Origin of the sequence: Burkholderia sp. 9775_39 (genome assembly GCF_015712225.1) — a bacterium.
Lineage (GTDB): Bacteria > Pseudomonadota > Gammaproteobacteria > Burkholderiales > Burkholderiaceae > Burkholderia > Burkholderia cenocepacia.
Genome location: NZ_JACCQC010000006.1, coordinates 1 through 22475 on the forward strand (window position 1 = coordinate 1; position 22475 = coordinate 22475).

General features: G+C 64.5%; 24 protein-coding genes. 8 read left to right on the top strand and 16 right to left on the bottom strand.

The window, feature by feature from the left end; translation table 11 throughout:
* The first annotated feature begins 579 nt into the window (after positions 1–579).
* From H0X90_RS09825 to H0X90_RS09840, 4 genes are all read left to right on the top strand, one after another.
* Positions 580–1797: a DUF2863 family protein gene (locus H0X90_RS09825; RefSeq protein WP_006484868.1), complete on the top strand. Its 1218-nt coding sequence runs from the start codon at positions 580–582 to the stop codon at positions 1795–1797.
* A gap of 214 nt (positions 1798–2011) precedes the next feature.
* On the top strand, positions 2012–2848 hold the full coding sequence (locus H0X90_RS09830; RefSeq protein ID WP_006496994.1) for a response regulator transcription factor: 837 nt from the start codon (positions 2012–2014) through the stop codon (positions 2846–2848).
* Between the two features lie 76 nt (positions 2849–2924).
* Positions 2925–3599, top strand: a complete 675-nt coding sequence (locus H0X90_RS09835) for an energy-coupling factor ABC transporter permease (RefSeq protein WP_006484865.1) — start codon at positions 2925–2927, stop codon at positions 3597–3599.
* 142 nt (positions 3600–3741) lie between these two features.
* Positions 3742–4398 (top strand): BspC domain-containing protein, encoded by a 657-nt coding sequence (locus H0X90_RS09840; protein WP_077188910.1) that lies wholly within the window; start codon positions 3742–3744, stop codon positions 4396–4398.
* Between the two features lie 87 nt (positions 4399–4485).
* Here the strand turns inward: H0X90_RS09840 and H0X90_RS09845 are convergent, their stop codons facing one another.
* Together H0X90_RS09845 and yaaA are read right to left on the bottom strand one after the other, a co-directional pair.
* Positions 4486–5640 carry a M14-type cytosolic carboxypeptidase gene (locus H0X90_RS09845; protein WP_006484873.1) on the bottom strand — a complete coding sequence of 385 codons (1155 nt, stop codon included), beginning with the start codon at positions 5638–5640 and terminating at the stop codon, positions 4486–4488.
* 139 nt (positions 5641–5779) lie between these two features.
* Entirely contained in the window at positions 5780–6562 is a 783-nt protein-coding gene (gene yaaA / locus H0X90_RS09850; RefSeq protein ID WP_006484893.1) for a peroxide stress protein YaaA, read from the bottom strand.
* A gap of 57 nt (positions 6563–6619) precedes the next feature.
* Here yaaA and H0X90_RS09855 point away from each other — a divergent pair, with 57 nt between their 5' ends.
* Positions 6620–7117, top strand: a complete 498-nt coding sequence (locus H0X90_RS09855; protein ID WP_006484880.1) for a putative toxin-antitoxin system toxin component, PIN family — start codon at positions 6620–6622, stop codon at positions 7115–7117.
* A 33-nt stretch (positions 7118–7150) separates the two neighbouring features.
* Positions 7151–8323, top strand: coding sequence for a pyridoxal phosphate-dependent aminotransferase (locus H0X90_RS09860; protein WP_077188909.1), 1173 nt, complete (start codon positions 7151–7153; stop codon positions 8321–8323).
* Positions 8324–8362: 39 nt separating this feature from the next.
* Here the strand turns inward: H0X90_RS09860 and H0X90_RS09865 are convergent, their stop codons facing one another.
* Complete coding sequence (locus tag H0X90_RS09865) at positions 8363–9019, bottom strand: glutathione S-transferase (protein ID WP_034201511.1); 657 nt, start codon at positions 9017–9019, stop codon at positions 8363–8365.
* A 202-nt stretch (positions 9020–9221) separates the two neighbouring features.
* Between H0X90_RS09865 and H0X90_RS09870 the strand changes: the two genes are divergently transcribed.
* Positions 9222–10013: an oxepin-CoA hydrolase, alternative type gene (locus tag H0X90_RS09870; RefSeq protein WP_077188908.1), complete on the top strand. Its 792-nt coding sequence runs from the start codon at positions 9222–9224 to the stop codon at positions 10011–10013.
* 220 nt (positions 10014–10233) lie between these two features.
* Entirely contained in the window at positions 10234–10926 is a 693-nt protein-coding gene (locus H0X90_RS09875) for a glutathione binding-like protein (protein ID WP_006484871.1), read from the top strand.
* Positions 10927–10973: 47 nt separating this feature from the next.
* On the opposite strand, the gene H0X90_RS09880 is transcribed toward H0X90_RS09875, so the two are convergent.
* The 13 genes from H0X90_RS09880 to nuoI all read right to left on the bottom strand — a co-directional run bounded on the left by H0X90_RS09880 (position 10974) and on the right by nuoI (position 22474).
* The gene (locus tag H0X90_RS09880; protein WP_006496999.1) at positions 10974–11450 is read right to left on the bottom strand and encodes a MaoC family dehydratase; all 477 of its coding nucleotides are present in this window, start codon (positions 11448–11450) and stop codon (positions 10974–10976) included.
* Positions 11447–11908, bottom strand: a complete 462-nt coding sequence (locus tag H0X90_RS09885) for a MaoC family dehydratase (RefSeq protein WP_006484884.1) — start codon at positions 11906–11908, stop codon at positions 11447–11449. The genes H0X90_RS09880 and H0X90_RS09885 overlap by 4 nt, the downstream gene beginning before the upstream one ends.
* Positions 11909–11946: 38 nt before the next feature.
* A complete protein-coding gene (locus H0X90_RS09890; RefSeq protein ID WP_060266915.1) occupies positions 11947–13080 on the bottom strand; it encodes an acyl-CoA dehydrogenase family protein in 1134 nt (377 codons plus the stop codon).
* A gap of 19 nt (positions 13081–13099) precedes the next feature.
* The gene (locus tag H0X90_RS09895; RefSeq protein WP_006484866.1) at positions 13100–14296 is read right to left on the bottom strand and encodes an acyl-CoA dehydrogenase family protein; all 1197 of its coding nucleotides are present in this window, start codon (positions 14294–14296) and stop codon (positions 13100–13102) included.
* Between the two features lie 54 nt (positions 14297–14350).
* A complete protein-coding gene (locus H0X90_RS09900) occupies positions 14351–14773 on the bottom strand; it encodes a DUF1178 family protein (RefSeq protein WP_006484892.1) in 423 nt (140 codons plus the stop codon).
* Positions 14774–14909: 136 nt separating this feature from the next.
* Positions 14910–15500, bottom strand: coding sequence for an NUDIX domain-containing protein (locus H0X90_RS09905; RefSeq protein WP_006484889.1), 591 nt, complete (start codon positions 15498–15500; stop codon positions 14910–14912).
* 39 nt (positions 15501–15539) lie between these two features.
* On the bottom strand, positions 15540–15836 hold the full coding sequence (locus H0X90_RS09910; RefSeq protein ID WP_006484867.1) for a DUF2818 family protein: 297 nt from the start codon (positions 15834–15836) through the stop codon (positions 15540–15542).
* Positions 15836–17290, bottom strand: coding sequence for an NADH-quinone oxidoreductase subunit NuoN (gene nuoN, locus H0X90_RS09915; RefSeq protein ID WP_171983970.1), 1455 nt, complete (start codon positions 17288–17290; stop codon positions 15836–15838). The genes H0X90_RS09910 and nuoN overlap by 1 nt, the downstream gene beginning before the upstream one ends.
* A gap of 36 nt (positions 17291–17326) precedes the next feature.
* The gene (locus H0X90_RS09920; RefSeq protein WP_006484881.1) at positions 17327–18817 is read right to left on the bottom strand and encodes an NADH-quinone oxidoreductase subunit M; all 1491 of its coding nucleotides are present in this window, start codon (positions 18815–18817) and stop codon (positions 17327–17329) included.
* Positions 18818–18833: 16 nt separating this feature from the next.
* Complete coding sequence (nuoL, locus tag H0X90_RS09925) at positions 18834–20888, bottom strand: NADH-quinone oxidoreductase subunit L (protein ID WP_006484887.1); 2055 nt, start codon at positions 20886–20888, stop codon at positions 18834–18836.
* A gap of 17 nt (positions 20889–20905) precedes the next feature.
* Positions 20906–21211, bottom strand: a complete 306-nt coding sequence (gene nuoK, locus H0X90_RS09930) for an NADH-quinone oxidoreductase subunit NuoK (protein WP_006478272.1) — start codon at positions 21209–21211, stop codon at positions 20906–20908.
* A gap of 18 nt (positions 21212–21229) precedes the next feature.
* Positions 21230–21880 (bottom strand): NADH-quinone oxidoreductase subunit J, encoded by a 651-nt coding sequence (locus H0X90_RS09935; RefSeq protein ID WP_006484877.1) that lies wholly within the window; start codon positions 21878–21880, stop codon positions 21230–21232.
* A 105-nt stretch (positions 21881–21985) separates the two neighbouring features.
* Positions 21986–22474 (bottom strand): NADH-quinone oxidoreductase subunit NuoI, encoded by a 489-nt coding sequence (nuoI, locus tag H0X90_RS09940; RefSeq protein WP_006484869.1) that lies wholly within the window; start codon positions 22472–22474, stop codon positions 21986–21988.
* Position 22475: the final 1 nt, after the last annotated feature.

Sequence of the window (22475 nt, forward strand, 5' to 3'; positions counted from 1 at the left end):
CTCTTCAGTTCAAACCTGTTACTGTTTTCGGTTCAGTTAAGAACCGGTCGCTCACTCAAAGCTGACAGGAATATGAATCACTTCATAAACCTGACTTACTTTAGTGTGAGACTCTTGATACTTTTGCCATCTGATCCGAGGATCAGCTCGCTGCCATCAAGCGCCCACACTTATCGGCTGTTAATTTTTAAAGAGCATGTCTGCGAGTGATCTGAACCCCCTCAGCAGCGCTGCGTTTTCAGCAGCAGAGAAGCGAGATTATGAACCGTGTTTCGCAGTTCGTCAACAACTTTCTGAACGACTTCGTTGCGACTGCGGGGCTCAACTTCCGTACCGCCAAGGCTCGCTACTTCCGAACTCCAACGGCACTGCTTCCCTTCCTTCCGCGCCGCGTTTCCGTTAGCGCGAAAGAGGCGTGATTCTATGCAGCTCACGGCGATCGCGCAAGGGGCTTGAAGCAACTTTTTTACGAGCGCCGCAATTCGGCCGTCCGGCCATGCCTGGGCACGAGGCCGCTTATGGTGCAAAGAACGGACTAGAATGTGAGGTTCTTCGCCTCTTTCTATATACGTCTTTAATATGCGCCAGCGAATCGCCAAACGCCTCCCCCCCGATGCCGACAAACTGGTCGGTCTGTCGCTTGCGCTCTTCGCGTCGGGCAGCCGCATCGAGGATCGCTTCTGGGAAGCGAAGCTCGACGCGCTGCTCGCCAAGATCGTCCGCAACGGCAATCAGACCACGCTCGACGCCGCGCTCGACCATCTTCAGCAGAATCATCCCGACGCCTACGGCGCGCTCGCCGACATGGCCGAGACACACAGCGAGTCGATGGTGATCGACCACGACGGCCAACCGTACGATGCGCTGCTGGTCGCCGTCCCGGTGCTCGCCTGGACGCGCTATATGATTCCGTCGGGCCCACTGAAGGGCGACGTTACCGACGCGCTGCGCACGCACCTGCAGGCGCACGTGCTCGCAAACGGCACCCTCGTCGGGCTTGCTCCCTTCCTCTACAGCATCGACCAACTGCCGCGGCACCACGTGGAAACCTACCGGCTGGCCCAGCAGCTCGCGCATGCGGCGATCGGTCAGCACACCCCGAAGCTGAGCTTCGGCGACCTGCCGGAAACCTCGCCGATCCTGGCCGATCCGCGCTTCCTGCTGGCGGTCGTCGCCGCGCCGACCGGCGCGGCGCTGTTCCGTTGGCAGGAAGAAGAAAACGGCAGCCGTATCGAGCGCGGCCAGTGCCTCGAACAGTGGACGGCACAAGGCGGCCCGAACCTGTCGATCGCGCTGCCCGGCTGCGAGTTCGAATGCCTGCTTCCGGACGCGTACTACTCGGCCTGTCGCGATGCGGACGAACGCGTGCGTCCACACACCGTCCGAACGGCCATTCGTTATCTATTCGACACACTTGGTGCAGCGCCGCAGGAGTTGCGCGCGGTGGTCGCCGGCTTCGGCGAACGCCGTATCGACGAGTATCGGGTCGGCTTCACGCGGCGTGCCAGCAACGATGTGATCTACGGCGTCGTGTGGCCGCTCTACGGCCGTGAAAACGGCGACGTTTCGATCGACAGCGCGACGCTCGAAGGCGAAGCGCCGATCGAAGGGCCGCTCGAGGAAATCGTGAGCCTGCTGAAGGAATGCGGCGTAACCGACGTCCGCCGGCACGCGGGCCGCTTCGAACCCGAATACTGCGACGACTGCGGTGTGCCGCTGTACGCCGATCCGCTCGGCGAAATCGTCCATGCGGAAATGCCGGAAGACGCGTCGCCCGCGCAGCCGCATTTCCACTGACTCGCCCCCGCAGGCCCTGCAGCCTGCCCCGCCAAAAGCCGCTTCCGGTGCCTGCCGAAGCGGCTTTTTTCTTGTCCGATGTTCTGTCGCTCAAAATTTCGAACTTTTCCTAAGCCTTTCAGCCAAGCAGACATCGTGTAAGGTCTTTGTCATTATCGGGGCCAGCTTATATCCCCCCGACAGCAGTCAATGACTCACCTTATGGAGATTGAATATGCGATTCTTGGTGCTTAACTCAGACGCCGAACGGCGTGACGGACTGAAGGCCCTGTTGCGGCAGATCGACCGGCACGCCAGCATCAACGATGCGCCTGACGGTTTCCAGGCGCGCCGGCTGCTGCGCACCCAGCGTTTCGACCTCCTCGCGATCGACTGGCTCGACGTGGGCCGGCTCAGCGAGCTTCAGGCGCTCGGCAACGCGTGCTCGCCGACACCGGTCGCCGTCCTGGTCGACGAGATCTCGCCCGAAGCCATCCAGCGTTTCTTCAACTACGGCGTCGCGGGCGTGATCCCGCATTCCACGCGGCCGCACCTCATCGTGCGCGCGCTCGAGATCGTCCTGCTGGGCGGGCACTACATTCCGCCGATCGCCCTCAGCCTGCTGCCGTCCACGGCGACGGCGCGCCACGATGCCCATTTCCAGACGCTCGCCGGCTCGCTGCCCCGCCGCCCGCCGAGCGGCCTCCTGTCGCCGCGACAAGCGCAGATCATGCGGTTCGTCCACATGGGCAGCACGAACAAGATGATCGCGCGTACGCTCGGCATCAGCGAAGGCACCGTGAAGATCCACCTCGCGAGCATCTTCCAGCAGCTTGGCGCCGCAAACCGCGCCGCCGCGGTCGCGATCTACAACGGCTGGCTGTCGCCCCATCTCGAGGTGCTGCTGGCGAACCGCAACCGCGCCCGCAAGCCGGCCATCGGCGAACACGGCCCGGTTCCGCTGCGAACACAACGGCATGACCGTCCGTACCCGTTGCCTACCGCGAATGCCGGCACGCACGATCTGCCGCTCGCCGCCGAGCCACCGGCACGGTTCCGGCGCGGACGCTAGGCAAACAGTCTCGATATTGCGACGGTCGCGCATGCGCCGGTTCCCACCTTTGATGCTCAACGAGTAATATGGACGCATGGGTTTTCTTTTCACACCGCTTCCGCTCTGGGTTGGCATCGGTGGCTGGATCGCCGCCGTGGCCCTGCTCGCGCTCGCGATCTGGAATCGCCCGTTCGTACGCCTGCAAGACGCCACGCTTCAGCACGTGTGGCTCGCACTCGTCACTGCGATCACGGTCCTGTGGGCTTCGAACGCATGGCTCGAAGACGGCATCGTCATGCATCTGCTTGGCGCAACGCTGCTCGTCACGCTGTTCGACTGGACGCTCGCCCTGGTTGCGATGGGCGCCGTCACGGCGATTGCCGCGGTCATTTTCGACGCGCCGTGGCAAGGCATCGGCCTGACCTATCTGATCTACGGTGCGCTGCCTGTCGCCGTGTCGGCGTTGCTGCAACGCGCCGCGCTCGCGTGGCTGCCGCACAACCTCGCATCGTTCATCACCGGGCAGGGCTTCCTGTCGCCGGCCATCGCGATCGTCGCGGTCGCCGCTGCGGCGGCCGGTGTCCAGCTCGCGCTCGCCGACGGCGTGCCCGTCGTGATTCCGGCAGGCTATCTGCTGAACACCGCGCTGCTCGCGCTCGGCGAAGCGTGGTTCACCGGCATGGCGACGGCACTCATCGCCGTCTATCGCCCCGCGTGGGTCACGACCTTCGACGTCCGGCGCTACCGCCTCGGCGGCCCGCGCGCCTGACTTTCCCCTCCGGACCAGCTCGGCGCACACATGTGCCGGCGGCACCCTCCACGACGCGCGCCGAATACGCCACCTACTGCCGCACAACTTTTTTACGCTAAGATTGAACTCCTGTTCTTCATCGGGCATCTATACGTGCCCGATGTCTCCTTCGCTCCTCACCAATAACCAGATGGACAGCTCACCTGCCTCGCTCCGGATTTTCCGGGCGCTCGGCAAGCTGGCAGCCTGTATCGCGGGCCTGTCGCTTGCGCTTCCCGCTCCGGTATTCGCCGACCTGCTCGACCAGCGCTCCGAACTGATCAACAAATTCGTCAACGAGATGCATGCCGATCCGCTCGCCGCCGATTGTGCGGCGCACGGCAGCTTCATCGCCAGTACGTCGACGGCGTTCGACCGCGTCGACTTCGCGCCGAACGCATTCGACAGCGGCAACGCGACCATCACGCCGTGGAACGACTCGTTCGACCAGGGCAAGCAGCGCGTGAAGGTCGACAACATCGTCACCGTCGACGGGCTCGGCATCCACAGCAACGGCAGCGATCCGACGCCGCTGAAATTCCGTTGCGGCTATGTCGGCCAGCAAATGCTCGCGTTCAGCTGGAACGACCCGGTCCCGCCGCTGAAGCCGCGCGTCGAACGCTCGTCGTCTTCGACGAAGAAGTTCAAGGGCAAGTCGCACCGCGGCAAAGCCAAGGCGAAGGCATCGAGCCGCGCCGGCAGCAAGAAGGCCGTCGCGACGAAGAAATCCAGCGGCAAGAAGAAGGCCGTGAAGAAAAAAACCGCGAAGAAGTCCTGATACGACGGAGCAGCAACGACAGCGGCAAAAAAGCCGGCGCATCACGAGATGCGCCGGCTTTTTTCATGCGACGACGAACGGCTGCGCTTACGCGAACGTGTCGACGTGCACCAGGATCGCAGCCAGCATCGCCGCGCCGAGCGCCGCGCTGCGCTCGCCGTTCCAGCCGACGCGCTCGTCGGGCAGGTTCGCGTTGTCCTTGAACGGCATTTCGAGCGTCAACGACAGGCAGCCGAACTGATGGCCGATGTACTTCGACGCGAGCTTCAGCGCATCTTCCTTGTACTTGCTCGCCGCGTAGCCATGCTCGGTCTGAAAGTCGGGGCTGGCGACCTTGAACGCGTCGATGAACGCGGCCTGCTCCTTGCCCTGCTGCTCGGTAAAGCTCGGCAGCATCTCCGAGCCGGCGACGAACACGTACGGCAGATCCTCGTCGCCGTGAATGTCGAAGAACATGTCGCAGCCGATCGCGTGGATCGCATCGCGCACGGCCAGCACTTCGGGGCTGCGCTCGGCATCGGGCGCCATCCACTCGCGGTTCAGGTTCGCGCCGGCCGCATTGGTGCGCAGGTTGCCGTGCACGCTGCCGTCCGGATTCATGTTCGGGACGATGTAGAACGTCACGCGATCGTAGAGCTTGCGCGCCACCGGATCGCCGGCCCAGTCGCCCCATCCGGCCAGCCGCTTGACCAGGCCTTCGACGAACCACTCGGCCATCGACTCGCCCGGATGCTGGCGCGCGATGATCCATACCTTCTTCTTCGGCGCATCGTCGGTTTCCGGTGTGCCGAGCGTCAGCAGCGACATCGGACGGCCTTCGACCGTGCGGCCGAGCTCGACGACGCTCGCCTGCGGCAACTGCTGGACCGCGCCGAGAAACGCCGCGTGACGCTCTTCCGAGTACGGTTCGAAATACGCGTAGTAGATGCTGTCGAACTCGGGCGTATGGTCGATGGTCATCGTCTTGCCGTCGAACGTCGTCGGCACGCGGAACCAGTCGACCCGGTCGTAGCTCGCCACCGCGTGATAGTTGCGCCAGCCCGACGGGTATGCGCATTCGGCTGCGTTCTCGAACGTCATCACGCACCGCTCGCCGCGCGCGCCCGTCAAGCGGTAGTAAAACCATTGCGCGAACTCCGACCGATTGTCGCCGCGCACGCGCAGCCGGATCGCGTCGGGGCGCTCGCACGACACGACGTCGATGGCGCCCGCGTCGAAATTACTGGTGATCGAAAGGGTCATCTGTCTCTCTCCGTTATCGACCGGCGTTAGCGCTTTAGCGCTTACGCCGGCCCCATGCAAAGCGGTTGACCGAAGCACGCGGTGTACCGCCTGTCCGGCCTCATGCAGGCGCCGGCCGTCTCGTGAACGGCCGGCAGGGTCACTCGCCGATGCGCCGGCGATATACGTAAGTCGAATCGTTCGACGCCGCCGCATCGAACGCATAGCCTTCGGTCGCGAATGCCTTCAGCGCCTTCGGGTCGGTGATACGGTTCTCGACGACAAAACGCGCCATCAGGCCGCGCGCGCGTTTCGCATGGAAGCTGATGATCTTGTAGCGGCCACCCTTCCAGTCCTCGAATACCGGCGTGATGACCGGTGCGGCCAGCAGCTTCGGCTTGACCGACTTGAAGTATTCGGTCGACGCGCAGTTGACCAGCACGCGTGCGGCGCCGCTGCGCGTCTCCAGCTGCTCGTTCAGCGCCCGCGTGATGCGGTCGCCCCAGAACGCATACAGATCCTTGCCGCGTGCGTTCGCGAACCGCGTGCCCATCTCGAGCCGGTACGGCTGCAGCAGGTCGAGCGGACGCAGCAGCCCGTACAGGCCCGACAGCACGCGCACGTGCTGCTGCGCATAGTCGAGATCGGTGGACGACAGCGATTTTGCGTCGAAACCTTCGTAGACGTCACCGTTGAACGCCAGCACGGCCTGCTTCGCGTTGGCCGGCGTGAAGGTCGGCGACCAGTCGGCGTAGCGCTGGAAATTCAGGCGCGCAAGCGGATCGGAGATATCCATCAGCGTCGCGATGTCCTGCGGCGACAGCTTGCGCAGGCCGTGGATCAGTTCCGACGCGTCGTCGACGAATGCAGGCAACGTGTAAGACGGGACGTGCGCGGGCGTATCGTAGTCGAGGGATTTGGCGGGAGAGAGAACGATTATCATAGAGGCTCGCTGGCACGCCGTGCCTTGCGGTCAGACGAAAACCACCGATTGTAACGAATGAGCCGCTCTCTCGCCCCGCATGCCGCGCACCGCGTCGTGCTCGACTCGAACGTCTGGATCGACATCCTCGTATTCGACGACCCCGCTACGCGCCCGATCCGCGCCGCGCTGGAATGCGGCACGCTGGCCGCCGTGATCGACGGCCGCTGCCTGACCGAGCTCGAATACGTGCTCGACTATCCGCAGTTTCAGTCGCGCGCGATCGACAAGGCGGCCGCGCTCGCGACCGTCGCCCGTCTCGCGAACCTCGTCGAACCGCCGCCCGTCGACGCCGGCGCGCCGCCGCTGCCGAAGTGCAAGGACCGCGACGACCAGAAATTTCTCGAGCTCGCCCGCGCCGCGCAGGCCGACTGGCTCGTGTCGAAGGACCGCGCGCTGCTGAAGCTCGCGAAACGCACCGCACGCGACTTCGGTTTCCGGATCGCGCAGCCCGCTCCCTTTACCGAGGCCTGCGCGCTCGACGCGACGCCGGCCGCCCCGACCACGCCAGCCTGACGCACACGGCCCCACCCGATTTCGACCGTATCGATGAACGCTCCTTCAGATATGCCAACGACGCCCGTTTTCCCCTCGCGCCTGCCGAACGTCGGCACGACGATCTTCACGGTCATGAGCGCGCTTGCCGCCGAAAAAGGGGCGGTGAACCTCGGCCAGGGTTTCCCGGATTTCGATTGCGATCCGCGCATCGTCGATGCGGTCTCGGCCGCGATGCGCAACGGGCACAACCAGTATCCGCCGATGGCCGGCGTCGCGCCGCTGCGCGACGCGATCGCCGACAAGATCGCGCAGGTGTACGGCCGGCGCTACGATCCGGCCAGCGAAATCACCGTGACGGCCGGCGCGACGCAGGCGCTGCTGACGGCGATCCTGTGCGCGGTGCATCCGGGCGACGAAGTGATCGTCGTCGAGCCGACCTACGACAGCTACCTGCCGTCGATCGAGCTCGCGGGCGGCAAGCCGGTGTTCGTCACGCTGGAGGCGCCCGACTATGCGATCCCGTTCGACCGCCTCGCGGCCGCGATCACGCCGAAAACGCGGATGATCCTGATCAACACGCCGCACAACCCGACGGGCACCGTGTGGCGCGAGGCCGACATGCGCAAGCTCGAGGACATCGTGCGCGGCACCAACGTGCTGATCCTGTCCGACGAGGTGTACGAGCACATGGTCTACGACGGCGCGCGCCACGAGAGCGCCGCGCGCTACCCGGAACTCGCCGCGCGCAGCTTCATCGTGTCGAGCTTCGGCAAGACCTATCACGTGACGGGCTGGAAGGTCGGTTACGTCGCGGCGCCTGCCGCGCTGACCGCGGAATTCCGCAAGGTCCACCAGTTCAACGTGTTCACGGTGAACACGCCGATGCAGATCGGGCTCGCCGACTACCTGCGCGACCCGGCGCCGTACCTGTCGCTCGCGGGCTTCTATCAGCACAAGCGCGATTTCTTCCGGGCCGGCCTCGAACGCACGCGCTTCAAGCTGCTGCCGTGCACGGGCACGTACTTTCAGTGCGTCGACTACTCGGCGATCAGCGACCTGCCCGAAGCGGAATTTTCGAAGTGGCTCACGTCGGAGATCGGCGTGGCCGCCATTCCGGTGTCGGCGTTCTATCACGAGCCGCACGAATCGGGCGTCGTCCGCTTCTGCTTCGCGAAGCAGGAAAGCACGCTCGCCTCCGCGCTCGAACGGCTCGCCCGCCTGTAAGACCGCCACGGGCGGCCGCACGCCGCCCGTCAGAAACGCTTACGAACGCACGACGTTCGCCGCTTCGATATACGCCTTGCGCTCGGCTGCCACGCGTTGCGCGGCCGGGCGCTCACCCACCGTCTTCGCGTGCGCCTTCCAGTCGATGCCTGCATCGAGCAGGAAGTCGCGGCCGAATATGGCCTTCGTCGCCATGCCGATGACCGGCAGATGGACCCACGCCGCCATGTCCGCGAGGCCGAACGATTCGCCGAGCACATACGGCGAAAACCGCGTCATCTGCTTGAAGGCATCGATCGCGCGCGGCAGACGCTTCTCGACGTGCGCCTTCATCCCGTCGCTGACCTTGCCGCCGAAAAACGCTTCCGTATAGACCTCGCGCGCCATCCATTCGAGATACAACTCGAGCGTCTCGACCAGTTCGCGCACCTTCGCGGCCGCGAACGGGCTTGCGGGCAAAATACCTTTTTCGGGATAGCGCGCCGCCAGGTATTCGACGATCACCTGCGACTCGAACAGCGCGCCCTCTTCGGTCTTCAGGAACGGAATCTTGCCGAGCGGCGAATCGGCAAGCTGCGCCGGATCGCTGATCGGCAAACCGCACACCGACTCCTCGAACGGAATGTCGTGCTCGAGCAGGACGAACTTCACCTTGTTGTAGTAGTTGGACAACGGGATACCGCACAGCTGTAGCATCGGAGTCTCCTTCCTGGCTGAAGCGCGGCCGCCTCGACGCCGGCCGCATCGGGATTCATCGCGCTGAAAAGCACGTTCGTGCTAGTCTAAAGCAAGTTTTGCGTTCGTCACGACAACATTACCGCCGCTGCGGCGACGGCGCCGCCTGTCCACGCGACACACGCGGCGTCACAGCCGCGCCATCCGATGGAGACACGCTCCCATGAGTGCTGAACTGCTGGCCTCGCGTCCGCCCGAGAGCGAATCGACGCTCGTCCTCACACTGTCCAATCCCGGCGCGCGCAACGCGCTGCATCCCGACATGTACGCGGCCGGCATGGAAGCGCTCGCCACCGCCGAGCGCGATCCGGCGATTCGCGCCGTCGTGCTGACAGGTGCCGACCGCTTCTTCTGCGCAGGCGGCAACCTGAACCGGCTGCTCGAGAATCGCTCGAAGGAGCCGTCCTTTCAGGCCGACAGCATCGATCAGCTCGCGGCATGGGTAACGGCGATCCGCGCAGCCACGAAGCCGGTGATCGCAGCCGTCGAAGGCGCCGCGGCCGGCGCGGGCTTCTCGCTCGCGCTCGCGTGCGACCTGATCGTCGCCGCACATGATGCGAAATTCGTGATGTCGTATGCGCGCGTCGGCCTGACGCCCGACGGCGGCGGCTCGTGGTTTCTCGCCCGTGCGTTGCCGCGCGCGATCGCGGCCGAGATCCTGTTCGAAGGCAAGCCGGTTGCCGCCGAACGCCTGCATGCGCTCGGCGTCGTCAACCGGCTCGCCACGCCCGGCACGGCGCTGAGCGACGCACTGGCATGGGCCGACACGCTCGCCGGCATCTCGCCGAATGCGCTCACGCGCATCAAGTCGTTGCTCGACGACGCGACCGCGCAACCGCTGGACGCGCACCTCGGCACCGAGCGCGATCATTTCGTCGCGTCGCTGCATCATGCGGACGGGCTCGAAGGCATCACCGCCTTTCTCGAGAAGCGCCCGCCGCGCTACAAGCGCTGATCCGCCGCGTCGGCCTTCGAACCGACGCCACGCCGCCGCGTCCCTCCGATGCGGCATGTCGCCGTCGCACGCAATGCCGACGGCGATCTCCCGCCCGGCCTTGCCTGCCCGTCGGCACGCGCGTTTGCATCGCCAGCAGCCCGTGTCGATCCATGCTCTAATGACCGCCTGTCGCGGCGCCGCCGGCGCCGTTTTCGCGCAAGCCTCACAGGAGTTGACGATGATCGACGTCTATAGCTGGGCGACCCCGAATGGCCACAAGGTGCACATCATGCTCGAGGAAACGGGCCTCGCATATCGTGCCCATCCGATCGATATCGGCGCGGGCGACCAGTTCGAGCCCGCGTTCCTGAAGATCAGCCCGAACAACAAGATCCCCGCGATCGTCGATCCGGACGGCCCCGGCGGCCAACCGATCTCGCTGTTCGAATCGGGCGCGATCCTGATCTACCTCGCGGAGAAGACCGGCAAGTTCCTGCCGACCGATCCGGCCGCACGCTATGCGACGCTCGAGTGGCTGATGTTCCAGATGGGCGGTGTCGGCCCGATGCTCGGGCAGGCGCACCACTTCCGCCTGTATGCGCCGGAGAAGATCGAGTATGCGGTCAACCGCTACACGAACGAAGCGAAGCGCCTGTACAACGTGATGGAAAAGCGCCTCGGCGAATCCGAGTATCTCGCGGGCGACACGTACACGATCGCGGACATTGCGACGTTCCCGTGGACACGTTCGTGGCAGAACCAGGGCATCGTGCTCGACGCCTTGCCGAACGTGAAGCGCTGGCACGAGGCGATCGCCGCGCGACCGGCCGTGCAGCGCGGCGTCGAGGTGCTCGCGTCGATGCGCAAGCCGCTGCAGGACGACAAGGCACGCGAGGTGCTGTTCGGCGCGACGCAATACGCGAAGCACTGACCCGCACGCGGCGGGCGGAGCGGCATCCGTGCATGCCGCTCCGTGCCTCAGAAGTAATGCAGCGTGATGAACTCCGCCGCGCACACCGGCAGCGGCGCGTCGGGGCGCTCGACCTGCACCGATACGGACCACGTCACCTGAATGCCGCCACGCGCAGCGTCGGCGGTTTCCTTCACCGCGAACAGCGCACGCACGCGCGCACCGACCGGCACCGGCTTCAAAAACCGCACGCGGTTCAGCCCGTAGTTCACGCCCATCTTCTGCTCGAAGCGCATCGCGTCGGTCATCAACGCGGGAATCAGCGACAGCGTCAGGAACCCGTGCGCGATCGGTCCGCCGAACGGCGACTCGCGCCGCGCGCGCTCGGGGTCGACGTGAATCCATTGATGGTCGCCGGTCGCGTCGGCGAAACCGTCGACGCGCGGCTGGTCGATCTCGATCCAGCCGCTCGCGAGCGGCTCCGCGCCGACCCGCGCCTGCAGCGCCTGCGCCGATGCGATCAGCGGCAAGGTCACGTCGGTCATATCTTCGCGCCTCCCGGATGGCGCAGCCCGAAAATCACCTTGGTGTGCACGGTGATCACCGTCTCGCCGGCTTCGTTCACGCCAACCCATTCCGTCGATACGATGCCGCGATCGGGCTTGCTCTCCGACACGCGCTTGTCGTGCACCTTCTGGTACATCGTGATCGTGTCGCCGGCGCGCACCGGCTTCAGCCAGCGGATCGAATCGATGCCGGGCGAGCCCATGCTGGTCGAATCCGGTCCGAGCTTCTGGATCAGCAGGCTCATGAACACCGAGCACGTATGCCAACCGCTCGCGACGAGGCCGCCGAAATGCGACGCCTTCCCCGCTTCCTCGTCGAGATGGAACGGCTGCGGATCGTAGCGCTTCGCGAACGCCTTGATGTCGTCAGGCTCGAACGTATAGCGGCCCACTTCGGTGGTACTGCCGACCACCAGATCTTCGTAACTGATGCCCACTGATAAGTCTCCTTGTCTCGCGCGCTCGCGCGTCGCCATCATGCTACGTCGGTCTGCGCGAAATCGGGCAGCGCCGCGATGCGGGCGAGGTGATGATCGGTATCGCCGAGTGTCGTCTCGATGATCGACAGCCGTTTGAACAGGTGCGCGGCGGCTACCTCGTTGGTCACGCCCATGCCGCCGTGCAGCTGGACCGCCTGCTGGCCGACGAAGCGTGCGGCCGACCCGACCCGCGCCTTCGCGGCCGACACGGCCTTGCGCCGCGCATCGGCGTCGCCGTTCGCGTAGCGCACCGCCGCGAGATAGGTCAGCGAACGCGCCTGCTCGGCATGGATCAGCATGTCGACCATCCGGTGCTGCAGCGCCTGAAAACGCGCGATCGGCACGCCGAACTGCTCGCGCGTCTTCGTGTATTCGACCGTCGCGCGATTGAGTTCGTCGAGCGCGCCGACCGCTTCCGCGCACAGCAGGAAAGTCGCGTAATCGGCAATCTGCTCGAGTGCCGCCGCGTCGCGCGCGCCACCCGTCAGCAATCGGGCCGGCGTGTCGTCGAAGGAGATCGTCGCGGCACGCTGGCCATCGATGGTCCGGTAGTCGACCACCTTCGTGTTCGCTGCATCGTGTTCGACGACAAAGAGGCCGATGCCGCCGCCGTCGACCCGCGCAGGCACGATCCACGCATGCGCCTGGGCGCCGTGCTGAACCACCGACTTCGCGCCGGTCAGCCGGTACGTGCCGCCGTGCTCGCGCACATGCGTGTCGAGTGCGTACAGGTCGTAGCGCGCTCGCGGTTCGTGGAACGCGACCGCCACGCGCTTGTGCCCCTGCGCAACCGCCTCCAGCAACGCGGCATCTTCGCCTGCGCCGGAGCCGGCGATCCGCAACGCCTCGACGCCGACTGCCGTGGCCCAGTACGGCTCGATCACGAGTGCGCGGCCGAGCTCCTGCATCACGACCAGCATGTCGACCGGGCCGCCGCCGAAGCCGCCCTGCGCGTCCGGCACGGGCAACGCGGTCAACCCGAGTTCGGTGAATGCGCTCCATTGCGCGTCCGATACGCCGGCATCGCTGCGCACGATCGCCTGGCGCGCTTCGAAACCGTATTGCTCGCCGAGATACCGGCGCAGCGCGTCGGCGAACTGCTGCTGCTCATCGGTAAAGCTGAAATCCATGGTTGTCTCCGTTCCCTGATCACAGCCCCAGAATCATCTGCGCGATGATGTTCTTCTGGATCTCGTTCGAACCGCCGTAGATCGACGTCTTCCGGTAATTGAAGTAGTACGCGGCGAGCGGCGCCGCATCGTCGTCGCCCGCGATGCTGTGCTCGCGCTCGCCATCGAGGAACGGCACGTCGAACGGTGCGGCCAGCGGACCGATCGCCTCGACCATCAGCTCGGTGAGCGCCTGCTGCACCTCGGTGCCCTTGATCTTCAGCATCGACGCTTCGGGGCCGGGCCCCTTGCCGCTCGTCTCGCGGCTGACGACGCGCAGCACCGTCACCTCGAGCGCCATCAGCTCGACTTCGAGCGCCGCGACCTTCGCGGCGAACACGGGATCGGCGAGCAGCGGCTTGCCGTTCTTGCGCTGGTTCGATGCGACACGCTTCAGGAACGCGAGCTCCCGCTTCGACGCACCGACGCGCGCGATGCCGGTGCGCTCGTGGCCCAGCAGGTATTTCGCGTAGGTCCAGCCGCGGTTCTCGTCGCCGACGAGGTTCTCGACCGGCACCTTCACGTCCTCGAAGAACACCTCGTTGACCTCGTGGTCTTCGTCGAGCATCACGATCGGACGCACCGTGATGCCGGGCGTCTTCATGTCGATCAGCAGGAACGAGATACCCTCCTGCTTCTTCGCGGCCGGATCGGTGCGCACGAGGCAGAACATCATGTCGGCGTACTGGCCGAGCGTGGTCCAGGTCTTCTGGCCGTTGACGACGTAGTGATCGCCGTGGCGCTCGGCGCGCGTGCGCAGCGACGCCAAATCGGACCCGGAACCCGGCTCCGAGTAACCCTGACACCACCAGTCCGAGCCGTCGAGAATACGCGGCAGATAGTGGCGCTTCTGCGCTTCGCTGCCGTATTTCATCAAAACCGGCGCGACCATCGACACCCCGAACGGCAGCACGGTCGGCGCACCGATCCGCGCGCATTCCTCGTCCCAGATGTGTCGCTGCGTCGCGTTCCAGCCCGGGCCGCCATATTCGACCGGCCATGCGGGTGCGGACCAGCCTCGCTGGCCGAGAATCCGGTGCCAGCTCGCGAAATCCTCGCGGTCGAGTCGTTTGTGATCGAGTACCTTGGCGCGCAGAGCATGAGGCAGGTGGGCCTCGAGCCAGGCGCGGACGTCAACGCGGAACGCGTCGTCGGCAGGGGAATAGTCCAGATCCATGCGCAGTGTCTCCTGACCGCGGCCGTCCGGCCCGGCCAGGACTCACTGCATACGTCATTGCAGCGGTTCTTTCAGCGCGGCAGGAATCGGCAGCGGCATCACGTCGATGCCTTCTTCGACCAAGGATTGCGCGTCTTCCGGCGTCGTGACGCCACGAATGCTGCGTGCGGGCGCCTCGTTGTAATGGATGCGCCGCGCTTCCTCGGCGAAGCGCTCGCCCACGTTCTCGGTCTTCTCCAGCACCTCGCGCAGCGCGCGCATCACCTGCGCCTGCAGCGCACGCGGATCGGCCGGCCGGGCCTGCGTCGCCCCCGACAGATTCAGGCGCGGCGCCGACGGCAGACGGTTGACCTCGGTCGTCCCGCACACCGGACATTCGACCAGCTTGCGGGACAACTGCGCTTCGAATTCATCGGCGGAAGCGAACCAGCCTTCGAACCGATGACCGTGCGGACACTGTAAATCGAGGACCTTCATGCTGAATCAGGGCGTGTGACGAGTGTAGCGCAAAAAACGATTTTGTGAACGATCGTGCTAAATCCCGATCGCGCGGCACGGGTGCGCCGCGTCACCAGATTGTAACGCGGTGCCCCGCTCGCCGCTGACGCTGCACTCAGGGCGTGACGACCGGGCCGAGCGGCCACGTGCCGGACAGCACCTTGTCGAGCCACATCGTGCCGATGATCGTCTTCACGTCGGAGATCTGGCCCGTGCGCACCCATTCCTGCAGGTCGGCCAGCGTCGCGGTGAAGGTTTCGAGGAATTCGCCTTCGTCGAGCTTGCGCTCGCCGGCCGTCAGCCCGCGCGCGAGGTACAGGTCGATGAATTCGGTCGAATAGGAAATGATCGGGTGAATGCGGGCGAGGAACACGTATTCGCGTGCCGTGTAGCCGGTTTCCTCGCGCAGTTCGCGCACCGCGCACGCGAGCGCGCCTTCGTTCGGGTCGAGCTTGCCGGCCGGGAATTCGGCCATCACCTTGCCGATCGGATAGCGATACTGGCTTTCCATCAATACGCGGCCGTCGTCGAACAGCGGGATCACCATCACCGCGCCCGGGTGCTGCACGTACTCGCGCGTGGCCTTCTTGCCGTCCGGCAGACGGACGGTATCGCGCTTGAGCTTGAGGAACGCGCCGTCGAAGATTGCCTCGCTCTCGAGGCAGGTTTCGGTCAGTGCGGCGTCGTGATTGGGTAGTTCGGCCATCGGCGGCTCCTGGATGAGCACGACGGACGGCCGAAGCCGTCAGCGTCGTTTGACGAGATACTGGAACGTGAAGCCGGGAAACGCGAACACGACGAACAGACTGAACGTGATCGCGTAAAACTGCCAGCCCTGTTCGAAGCGGTTGCCGGCGCGCGACTCGAGCCAGAAGCCGAGCGCGCCGACGATGAAGTACAGCACGATCAGCTCGCCGATCCGCACCCACGCGTTCTTCTTCGTCGCGCCGAACGGCACGACGGCGAAGAGGCGTTGGTTCAGGAACGGCAGGTTGGCGCAGACGAGCGCCAACAGCACGATGAACCAGCCGGCTGCCGACATTACAGCGGCAGCGTGTGACGGATTGCCTGCAGGCAGGCGGTCAGCAGCGGGCTCGGGATCAGGCCGAGCACGACGACCGCCAGGCCGTTCAGCACGAGGATCGTGCGCTTGCAGAAGTCGCCCGAGATCGGCGTCGAATCCTGCGGCGCATCGAAGTACATCAGCTTCACGATGCGCAGGTAGTAGAACGCGCCGAACAACGACGTGATCACGGCCAGCACGGCCAGCCACGTGAGGCCCGCGTTGACGGTCGCCTCGAGCACGGCCAGCTTCGCGTAGAAGCCGACGGTCGGCGGGATGCCGGCCAGCGAGAACATCATGACCATCATCACGAACGCGAACACCGGGCTGCGCTTGTTGAGGCCCTTGAAGTCGTCGATCGTTTCCGCTTCGAAATCGCGGCGCGCGAGCAGCATCACCACGCCGAACGAGCCGAGCGTCGTGATCAGGTAGACGATCGCGTAGAACATCGCCGAGCTGTAGGCGTTCGCCGGTGCCGCCGCGTCGCCCTTCACGATGCCCGCGAGCAGGCCGAGCAGCACGAAGCCCATGTTCGAGATCGCCGAGTACGCGAGCATCCGCTTGATGTTGCGCTGGACGATACCGGTGATGTTACCGACGATCAGCGACAGCGCGGCCAGGATCACGAGCGCGGTCTGCCAGTTCTGCGCGAGCGGCAGCAGGCCCATCACCAGGAAGCGCAGGCCCCACGCGAACGCGGCAACCTTCGGGCCGCCGCCGACGAACAGCGTCATCGCGGTCGGTGCGCCCTGGTAGACGTCCGGCACCCACATGTGGAACGGCACGGCGCCGAGCTTGAACGCGATACCGGCGACGATGAAGATCACGCCGAACATCAGCACGGCCGCGTCGGTGTTGCCGCCGACCGCCTTGTACACTTCGCCGAGTTCGAGCGAGCCGGTCGCGCCGTAGAGCATCGAGATGCCGTACAGCACGAAGCCCGACGCGAGCGCGCCCAGCACGTAGTACTTCATCGCGGCTTCGCTCGACTGCGCGGCATCGCGACGCAGCGCGATGACCGCATACAGCGACAGCGACATCAGTTCGAGACCGAGGTACAGCGTCAGGAAGTTGTTGCCCGACACCATGACCAGCTGACCGAGCAGCGAGAACATGCCGAGCAGGAACACGTCGCCGCGGAACATGTCGCGGTCTTCGAGGTACTTGCGCGAATAGACGAGCGAGACCGCGAAACCGAACGACACGACCGCCTTCATCATGCTCGCGAACGAGTCGACGACGACCATCTTCGAGAAGAAGTAGTACTGGTGCGGGTCGAGCGCCTGGACCGCGAACCACACGCCGGCGACGACCGACGAGACGACCGCGATCAGATAGGTCAGGCGGCGGCCGGAAGCACCGGTAAAGGTGTCGTTCAGCCATGCGACGACGATGGCGGCCATCACCAGCGCGTCAGGCAACAGGACATTCATAGGAGCGTTCATGATCTTGATTTCCTCCGCTCGCGATTACTGGGCCAGCGGCAGCTTCGACTGCGCGACGTGGGAGAGGAGGTTTTCGACGGAAACGTGCATCACGTCGGTGAAAGGCTTCGGATACAAGCCCATCAGCAGCGTGAACGCGGCGAGCACGGCCAGCATCAGGAATTCGCGACGGCCGATGTCCTTCAGCTTGGCAACGTGATCGTTCGCGACCGCGCCGAAATACACGCGCTTGTACATCCACAGCGTGTAGGCCGCGCCGAGGATCAGCGTGAATGCCGCGCCGAATGCGATCCAGAAGTTGTACTGGACGGCCGCGAGAATCACCATGAACTCGCCGACGAAACCCGACGTACCCGGCAGGCCGCAGTTGGCCATCGAGAACAGCATCGCGAATGCCGCGAACTTCGGCATCACGTTGACGACGCCACCGTAATCGGCGATCTGGCGCGAGTGCACGCGGTCGTACAGCACGCCGATGCAGAGGAACATCGCGCCCGACACGAAGCCGTGCGAGATCATCTGGATGATCGCGCCTTCGACGCCGAGCTGGTTGAAGATGAAGAAGCCGAGCGTGACGAAGCCCATGTGCGCGATCGACGAATACGCGACCAGCTTCTTCATGTCGGCCTGCACCATCGCGACGAGGCCGATGTAGATCACCGCGATCAGCGACAGCGTGATCACGACGGGTGCCAGGAAGTGGCTCGCGTCAGGCGTGATCGGCAGCGAGAAGCGCAGGAAACCGTACGCGCCGAGCTTCAGCATAATCGCGGCCAGCACGACCGAGCCGCCCGTCGGCGCTTCCACGTGCGCGTCCGGCAGCCACGTGTGCACCGGCCACATCGGCACCTTCACCGCGAACGCGAGGAAGAACGCAATGAACAGCAGGATCTGTGGCGTCATCGCGATCTTCGCGTTCTGCCACGTCGCGAGGTCGAACGAGTGCGTTTCCGTGTACAGGTAGATCAGCGCGACCAGCATCAGCAGCGAGCCGGCCAGCGTGTACAGGAAGAACTTGAACGCCGCATACACGCGGTTCGGGCCGCCCCACACGCCGATGATGATGTACATCGGGATCAGGGTCGCCTCGAAGAACACGTAGAACAGCAGGCCGTCGGCCGCCGAGAACACGCCGATCATGATCCCGGACAGGATCAGGAACGCCGCGAGGTACTGTGCGACGTTCTCGGTGATCACTTCCCACGCGGCGATCACGACGATCACGGTGATCAGCGCGGTCAGCACGACGAACCACATCGAGATGCCGTCGACGCCGAGGTGATACGCAATGTCGAAGCGTTCGATCCAGGTCGACTTCTCGACGAACTGCAGCGCAGCCGTGCTCGAGTCGAAGCCCGTGATCAGCGGGATCGTGACCGCGAGGCCGAGCAGCGCACCGATCAGCGCAACCCAGCGGGCCGTCCCCGGATTTTTGTCGTTACCTACCGCAAGCACGAGGAGGCCGAAAACGATCGGCAGCCAGATCGCGGTACTGAGAATCGGAAAAGCGTGCATTAGTTGTCCCCCCGCCTTATTTGCCGCCGAGCGTTACAAACAGGGTCAGGAGCCCCAGCATGCCGATGATCATGGCGAACGCGTAGTGATAGATGTAACCGGATTGGAGGAAGCGGATCACGCCGGCGAACCAGCCGATGAACCGGGCGCTGCCGTTGACGAGGCCGTCGATCACGACGACGTCGCCCTCCTTCCACAGGCCGCGGCCGATCGCCACCGAACCGCGGGCGAACACCACTTCGTTGATCTTGTCCATGTAGTACTTGTTGTCCAGCAGCGTGTAGATCGGGCCGAACGCGCGGCGGATCGACGCCGGCAGCTCCGGACGCTTCAGGTACAGGAACCACGCGACGACGACACCGGCGAGCGCCAGCCACACCGGCAGGCCCGACACCGAGTGCAGGCCCATGCCGACCCAGCCGTGGAACTCTTCGGCCATCTCGGCCAGCGCCGGATGGTTTTCGCCGATGAAGATCACCTTGTCGAATGCGACGCCGTGCTGGAAGAAATCGCCGAACAGCATCGGGCTGATCGCGATCGCGCCGATGATCACCGACGGGATCGCCAGCAGGACCAGCGGCACCCACACGACCCACGGGGTCTCGTGCGGCTCGTGCGCGTGGTCGTCATGACCGTGGCCATGGCCGTGATCGTCGTGGCCGTGCGCGGCCGCCATGCCCATCGGCGATTCCGGATGCTTCGGCTGGCGGAAGCGCTCTTCGCCGTGGAACACCAGGAAGTACATGCGGAACGAGTACAGCGCCGTGACGAACACGCTCGCGACGACCGCGAAGTACGCGAAGCCCGAACCCGGCAGGTGCGACAGCTTCACCGCGTCGATGATCGAGTCCTTCGAGTAGAAGCCCGAGAAGAACGGCGTACCGATCAGCGCGAGCGAGCCGACGAGCGACGTGATCCACGTGATCGGCATGTACTTGCGCAGGCCGCCCATGTTGCGCATGTCCTGGTCGTGGTGCATGCCCATGATCACCGAGCCGGCGCCGAGGAACAGCAGCGCCTTGAAGAACGCGTGCGTCATCAGGTGGAACACGGCGACCGGGTAAGCGGACACGCCGAGCGCGACGGTCATGTAGCCGAGCTGCGACAGCGTCGAGTACGCGACCACGCGCTTGATGTCGTTCTGGACGATGCCGAGGAAGCCCATGAAGAGCGCCGTGATCGCGCCGATCACCGTGATGAAGGACAGCGCGGTATCCGACAGCTCGAACAGCGGCGACATGCGCGAGACCATGAAGATGCCGGCCGTGACCATCGTCGCCGCGTGAATCAGCGCCGAGATCGGGGTCGGGCCTTCCATCGAGTCCGGCAGCCACACGTGCAGCGGGAACTGCGCCGACTTACCCATCGCGCCGATGAACAGGCAGATACAGGCAACGGTCAGCAGGCCCCAGTCGGTGCCCGGGAAGTGCAGGCTCGCGAGTTCCGCGCGCTTCGCGAACACTTCGCCGTAGTTCATCGAGCCAGCGAACGCGAGCAGCAGGCCGATGCCGAGCAGGAAGCCGAAGTCGCCCACGCGGTTCACGAGGAACGCCTTCATGTTCGCGTAGATCGCGCTCTCACGCGTGAAGTAGAAACCGATCAGCAGGTACGACACCAGACCCACCGCTTCCCAGCCGAAGAACAGCTGCAGGAAGTTGTTGCTCATCACGAGCATCAGCATCGAGAACGTGAACAGCGAGATGTACGAGAAGAAGCGCTGGTAGCCGTCCTCTTCCGCCATGTAGCCGATCGTGTACACGTGCACCATCAGCGAGACGAAGGTCACGACGACCATCATCATCGCGGTCAGCGAATCGACGAGGAAGCCGACTTCGAGCTTCAGCGAGCCGACGTTCATCCATTCGTAGACGGTCGCGTTGAAGCTCGCACCGCCCATCACGTCGAAGAAGACTTTCGCCGACAGGAGGAACGCGATCAATACGCCGAGGATCGTGATCCGGTGTGCGCCCTTGCGCCCGACTGCGTTCCCGAACAGCCCCGCAATCAGCGAGCCGGCCAGCGGAGCGAGCGGAATCGCCAGCAGCAGGTTTTCATTGAGTGTCGTTGACATAACAGCGTTGCCTGAAATTAACCTTTGAGCTGATCGAGATCCTCGACATTGATCGTGTCGAGCTTACGGAACAGGGTCACCAGAATCGCGAGACCGATCGCGGCTTCCGCTGCGGCGACGGTCAGCACGAAGAACACGAAGATCTGGCCGTGCACGTCACCCAGATAGTGCGAGAACGCGACGAAGTTGGTGTTCACCGCCAGCAGCATCAGTTCGATCGACATCAGGATGATGATGACGTTGCGGCGGTTCAGGAAAATCCCGACGATCGCGATCGCGAACAGGATCGCGCCGAGCACAAGGTAGTGAGCAAGAGTCAGCATGGTTTTCTTTTCCTCCGCTTAGCCGTTGGTGCCCGAACCGGCTTCGCTTTGCGCCGCTTCCGGCTGCGGCTTGTCCGCTTCCATCTTCACGAGGCGCACGCGGTCGTTGCGGCGCACCTTGACCTGATCCGACACACGCTGGCGCTTGCTGTCCTTGCCCTTGCGCTCGGTCAGCCCGATCGCGGCGATGATCGCGACCAGCAGCACGAGGCCGGCGATTTCGAACGCGAAGATGTAGTCGGTGTAGATCACCTTGCCGATCAGGCGCGTGTTCGACCAGTTGGCCATCTCGCCCGTCGCCATCGCATGCACGGTGTGCGTGTCGCCGTAACCGCGCCACAGGATCAGCGCGGTTTCGATCACGATGATCGCGCCGACCACGGTGGCCATCGGTACGAAGCGCTTGAAATCGCGGCGCAGGTAGTCGATGTTGATGTCCAGCATCATCACGACGAACAGGAACAGCACCATCACCGCGCCCACGTAGACCAGCACCAGCAGGATCGCGAGGAACTCCGCCTCCAGCAGCATCCAGATCGCGGCGGCGTTGAAGAACGCCAGCACAAGGAAAAGCGCAGACGCCACCGGGTTGCGCGAAGTGATCACCTTCAGCCCTGATACCACCAGGAGCAGCGCGAAGATGTAGAACAGTACGGTCGTGAATTCCATGATTACCGGTTCATCGTTAGGCCATAGTCAGGCGCGGCTTGCGGGACGCCCGCACCCGTCGCGGCGGCTCGGCCCGTTCATGCCGGGCCGGCACTGCAAACACAATCAACGATACGGCGCGTCGGCAGCCTTCGCCGCGGCGATGTCCTTCTCGTAGCGGTCGCCCACCGCGAGCAGCATATCCTTCGTGAAATACAGGTCGCCGCGCTTTTCGCCGTGGTACTCGAGAATCTGCGTCTCGACGATCGAATCGACCGGGCAGCTCTCTTCGCAGAAACCGCAGAAGATGCACTTCGTCAGGTCGATGTCGTAGCGCGTCGTGCGGCGCGTGTTGTCCGCGCGCGTTTCCGATTCGATCGTGATCGCCAGCGCGGGGCACACGGCCTCGCACAGCTTGCACGCGATGCAGCGCTCTTCGCCGTTCTCATAGCGGCGCAGCGCGTGCAGCCCGCGGAAACGCGGCGAAATCGGGGTCTTCTCTTCCGGGAACTGCACGGTGAACTTGCGCTTGAACGTGTAACGACCGGTCAGCGCGAGCCCCTTCAGCAGCTCGGTCAGGAAGAAAGTCTTAAAGAAGTGTTGGATAGCCGTCATG

Excerpts from the sequence above, each read along its gene's own strand:
- H0X90_RS09825 (WP_006484868.1), top strand. The coding sequence starts at position 580 with ATGCGCCAGCGAATCGCCAAACGCCTCCCCCCCGATGCCGACAAACTG.
- H0X90_RS09830 (WP_006496994.1), top strand. The coding sequence starts at position 2,012 with ATGCGATTCTTGGTGCTTAACTCAGACGCCGAACGGCGTGACGGACTG.
- H0X90_RS09835 (WP_006484865.1), top strand. The coding sequence starts at position 2,925 with ATGGGTTTTCTTTTCACACCGCTTCCGCTCTGGGTTGGCATCGGTGGC.
- H0X90_RS09840 (WP_077188910.1), top strand. The coding sequence starts at position 3,742 with ATGTCTCCTTCGCTCCTCACCAATAACCAGATGGACAGCTCACCTGCC.
- H0X90_RS09845 (WP_006484873.1), bottom strand. The coding sequence starts at position 5,640 with ATGACCCTTTCGATCACCAGTAATTTCGACGCGGGCGCCATCGACGTC.
- yaaA (WP_006484893.1), bottom strand. The coding sequence starts at position 6,562 with ATGATAATCGTTCTCTCTCCCGCCAAATCCCTCGACTACGATACGCCC.
- H0X90_RS09855 (WP_006484880.1), top strand. The coding sequence starts at position 6,620 with ATGAGCCGCTCTCTCGCCCCGCATGCCGCGCACCGCGTCGTGCTCGAC.
- H0X90_RS09860 (WP_077188909.1), top strand. The coding sequence starts at position 7,151 with ATGAACGCTCCTTCAGATATGCCAACGACGCCCGTTTTCCCCTCGCGC.
- H0X90_RS09865 (WP_034201511.1), bottom strand. The coding sequence starts at position 9,019 with ATGCTACAGCTGTGCGGTATCCCGTTGTCCAACTACTACAACAAGGTG.
- H0X90_RS09870 (WP_077188908.1), top strand. The coding sequence starts at position 9,222 with ATGAGTGCTGAACTGCTGGCCTCGCGTCCGCCCGAGAGCGAATCGACG.
- H0X90_RS09875 (WP_006484871.1), top strand. The coding sequence starts at position 10,234 with ATGATCGACGTCTATAGCTGGGCGACCCCGAATGGCCACAAGGTGCAC.
- H0X90_RS09880 (WP_006496999.1), bottom strand. The coding sequence starts at position 11,450 with ATGACCGACGTGACCTTGCCGCTGATCGCATCGGCGCAGGCGCTGCAG.
- H0X90_RS09890 (WP_060266915.1), bottom strand. The coding sequence starts at position 13,080 with ATGGATTTCAGCTTTACCGATGAGCAGCAGCAGTTCGCCGACGCGCTG.
- H0X90_RS09895 (WP_006484866.1), bottom strand. The coding sequence starts at position 14,296 with ATGGATCTGGACTATTCCCCTGCCGACGACGCGTTCCGCGTTGACGTC.
- H0X90_RS09900 (WP_006484892.1), bottom strand. The coding sequence starts at position 14,773 with ATGAAGGTCCTCGATTTACAGTGTCCGCACGGTCATCGGTTCGAAGGC.
- H0X90_RS09905 (WP_006484889.1), bottom strand. The coding sequence starts at position 15,500 with ATGGCCGAACTACCCAATCACGACGCCGCACTGACCGAAACCTGCCTC.
- H0X90_RS09910 (WP_006484867.1), bottom strand. The coding sequence starts at position 15,836 with ATGTCGGCAGCCGGCTGGTTCATCGTGCTGTTGGCGCTCGTCTGCGCC.
- nuoN (WP_171983970.1), bottom strand. The coding sequence starts at position 17,290 with ATGAATGTCCTGTTGCCTGACGCGCTGGTGATGGCCGCCATCGTCGTC.
- H0X90_RS09920 (WP_006484881.1), bottom strand. The coding sequence starts at position 18,817 with ATGCACGCTTTTCCGATTCTCAGTACCGCGATCTGGCTGCCGATCGTT.
- nuoL (WP_006484887.1), bottom strand. The coding sequence starts at position 20,888 with ATGTCAACGACACTCAATGAAAACCTGCTGCTGGCGATTCCGCTCGCT.
- nuoK (WP_006478272.1), bottom strand. The coding sequence starts at position 21,211 with ATGCTGACTCTTGCTCACTACCTTGTGCTCGGCGCGATCCTGTTCGCG.
- H0X90_RS09935 (WP_006484877.1), bottom strand. The coding sequence starts at position 21,880 with ATGGAATTCACGACCGTACTGTTCTACATCTTCGCGCTGCTCCTGGTG.
- nuoI (WP_006484869.1), bottom strand. The coding sequence starts at position 22,474 with ATGACGGCTATCCAACACTTCTTTAAGACTTTCTTCCTGACCGAGCTG.